Source organism: Thauera phenolivorans, from assembly GCF_001696715.1.
Lineage (GTDB): Bacteria > Pseudomonadota > Gammaproteobacteria > Burkholderiales > Rhodocyclaceae > Thauera > Thauera phenolivorans.
This window is the reverse complement of record NZ_MBFM01000006.1, coordinates 73,248-76,336: the sequence shown is the minus strand read 5'-3', so window position 1 is coordinate 76,336 and position 3,089 is coordinate 73,248. Positions and strand designations below refer to the sequence as shown.

Sequence of the window (3,089 nt, the reverse complement as noted above, 5' to 3'; positions counted from 1 at the left end):
GCGGTGATGCCGATGACCAGCACGACCTGGGTGGTGTTGCCGAGCGGCACGTCGAACAGGAAGTTCAGGCCGGAGCTCGCCTGCGCCGCGCCATAGCCGAGCGAGGTCGCGAGACCGAACAGGGTGGCGAGCACCGCGAGGATGTCGATCACGTGGCCGGGCCAGCCCCACACGCGCTCGCCGAGCAGCGGGTAGAACACCGAGCGCACGGTCAGCGGCAGGCCCTTGTTGAAGGAGAACAGGGCGAGGCCGAGGGCGAGGATGGCGTAGATCGCCCAGGGATGCAGCGCCCAGTGGTAGATCGTCGCCGCCATGGCGAGGCGGGTGGCGCCTTCCGCGTCGCCCGCCGCGGCGCCGAGCGGCGCCCAGTCGGTACGCACTCCGTTCTCGAGTGCGGTGCCGCCGAAGGCGCTGCCGAAGTGCGCCAGCGGTTCGGAGACGCCGAAGAACATCAGCCCGATACCCATGCCGGCGGCGAACAGCATCGAGAACCAGCCGAGGTAGGAGTAGTCCGGCGTGGCCTCGGTACCGCCGAGGCGCACCTTGCCGAGCGGCGAGACGGCCAGGCCGAGGCAGACCAGCACGAAGATGTTGCCGGCGATGATGAAGAACCAGTCGAGGTTCGAGGTCAGCCAGCCGCGCAGCCCGCTGAAGAGCGGTTCGACCTGGTTCTGGAAGGCCAGGGTCAGCACCACGAAGGCGACCACCAGCAGGCCGGAGACGGCGAATACGCGGTTGTGGATGTCGAGACCGAAGGGCCCCACGTTCACGAGAATGTTGTCCTGGCCGACCTTGTAGTCGGTGTCGATGGGATTCACCGCCCCATCGGGAATCATCGGATCCTTGTCTTCGCTCATGCGGTCCTTTTCAGCGGCTCGAGACGGATTGTTTTATGCAAACAATTTCGAACATTTTAGTTAGAACATTGAATTGTATCACTTTCGTACAATCCCCCAAAAGCCCCCGGTCCGCTGAAGGGCCGCCCCCACGAGCGCGCCCGGTGTCGCGGTGTCGGCCGCGCCGCGGCACGACGGGCGGGGAAGCGGCTAGAATCGGGGCCTGCGGAGAAACCATACGAATGATAGGCATCTTCCTCATCACCCACGGCACGCTGGGCGAATCGCTCATCCAGTGCGCCTGCCACGTGCTCAACCGACGCCCGCCCCAGATCGTGCAGCTCGGCATGGCCTCGCAGGACGATCCGCTCGATATCCTGCCGCAGGCCCGGCAGATGCTCGACTGGGTGGACAACGGCCACGGCGTGCTGCTGCTCACCGACGTCTTCGGCGCCACCCCGTCCAACGTCGCGATGAAGCTGCTGCAGCCCGGCCGCGTCGAGGGCATCGCCGGGGTGAACCTGCCGATGCTGCTGCGCGTGCTGACCTACCGCGACCGCGACATGGAGACCGTGCTGCAACGCGCGGTGTCCGGCGCCTGCGAAGGCGTGATGCACTTCGCACCCCACTGACCCAGCCTGCGAGACACCCGATGCCACGCGCCGAAGCGCAAATCACCAATAAACTGGGGCTGCACGCCCGCGCCTCGGCCAAGCTCACGCAGCTCGCCAGCCGGCACCAGGCGGAGGTCTGGCTGGAGCGCAACGGCCGCCGCGTTAATGCGAAAAGCATCATGGGGGTGATGATGCTGGCGGCCGCGCGCGGCAGCACGGTCACCGTCGAGACGATCGGGGAGGATGCCGACGAAGCGCTCCAGTCCATCCTCGCGCTGATCGCCGACAAGTTCGGCGAAGGGGAGTGAGCCCATGCCCTTCACCCTGCACGGACTGCCGGTTTCACAAGGGATCGCGATCGGCCACGTCCATCTCGTCTCCCACGCCCTGCTCGAGGTCAACCACTACCAGGTCGCCAAGAAGCACCTGCCGCGCGAGCTCGAGCGCCTCGACGACGCGGTCGCCACGGTGCAGGGCGAGCTGATCGGGCTCAAGGCCGCCACCACCTCGGGACAGACCCACAGCGAGGTCGGCGCCTTCGTCGACCTGCAGCTGATGATGCTCGCCGACCCGCTGCTGGTGGATGCCGCGCGCGAGCTGATCGAGGCGCGCGGCTGCAACGCCGAATGGGCCCTGGTGCAGCAGATGGAGCTGCTGGTGGAGCAGTTCCGCCAGATCGAGGATCCCTACCTGCGCGAGCGCCAGGCGGACGTGGTGCAGGTGGTCGAGCGCCTGGTGAAGGTGCTGCACGGCCACCCCGGCCATCTGCCGGCGAAGCGGCGTGACGGCTTCGGCACCGTCGTCGTCGCCCACGACCTCTCGCCCGCCGACACGATCAGCTTCCGCGACCACAACATCGCCGGCTTCGTCACCGACGTCGGTGGTCCCACCAGCCACACGGCGATCGTCGCCCGCAGCCTGTCGCTGCCGGCGGTGGTGGGCCTGTACCACATCCGCCACGTGGTCAAGGACGGCGAATTGCTGATCGTGGATGGCACCCGCGGCATCGTCATCGTCGATCCTGACGAACAGATCGTCGAGGAGTACCGCCTGCGCCGCAGCGAGCTGGAGATCGAGCGCTCCAAGCTCAACCGCCTGCGCGACACTCCCGCCACCACCCTGGACGGCGTCGACATCAAGCTGCTCGCCAACATCGAGGGCTCGAAGGACCTCCCCCAGGTGAAGGCCGTCAACGCCGACGGCATCGGCCTGTATCGCACCGAGTTCCTCTTTCTCGGGCGCGACACGCTGCCCGACGAGAGCGAACAGTACGAGGCCTACCGCGCGGTGGTGAAGTCGATGCAGGGCAAGCCGGTGACCATCCGCACCTTCGACGTCGGCGCCGACAAGGCGCTCGACATCTTCGCCGGCCGCGTCGAGCCCAACCCGGCGCTCGGCCTGCGCGCAGTGCGCTTTTCGCTGTCGGAGCCGCAGATCTTCCTCACCCAGCTGCGCGCGCTGCTGCGCGCCTCGGCCCACGGCAAGCTCCAGATCATGGTGCCGATGCTGTCGCACGCGCAGGAGATCGACCAGTGCCTGGCGCTGATAGAGAAGGCGAAGGCGGAGCTGCGCGAGGAAAAACTGAAGTTCGACGAGAGGATCGAGATCGGCGGCATGATCGAGGTGCCGGCTGCCGCGC

General features: G+C 67.2%; 4 protein-coding genes. 3 read left to right on the top strand and 1 reads right to left on the bottom strand.

Features of this window, described 5'->3' with window-relative positions:
* A partial coding sequence (locus tag BB334_RS16300) for a BCCT family transporter (RefSeq protein WP_198531286.1) occupies positions 1-857 on the bottom strand: 857 nt, incomplete at its 3' end.
* Between the two features lie 221 nt (positions 858-1,078).
* Here BB334_RS16300 and BB334_RS16295 point away from each other — a divergent pair.
* The 3 genes from BB334_RS16295 to ptsP all read left to right on the top strand — a co-directional run.
* Entirely contained in the window at positions 1,079-1,468 is a 390-nt protein-coding gene (locus tag BB334_RS16295) for a PTS sugar transporter subunit IIA (RefSeq protein ID WP_068809559.1), read from the top strand.
* A gap of 20 nt (positions 1,469-1,488) precedes the next feature.
* Positions 1,489-1,758, top strand: coding sequence for an HPr family phosphocarrier protein (locus tag BB334_RS16290; RefSeq protein WP_068809558.1), 270 nt, complete (start codon positions 1,489-1,491; stop codon positions 1,756-1,758).
* A 4-nt stretch (positions 1,759-1,762) separates the two neighbouring features.
* Positions 1,763-3,089: phosphoenolpyruvate--protein phosphotransferase (gene ptsP, locus BB334_RS16285; protein ID WP_083200479.1), on the top strand; the 1,327-nt coding region annotated here is incomplete at its 3' end.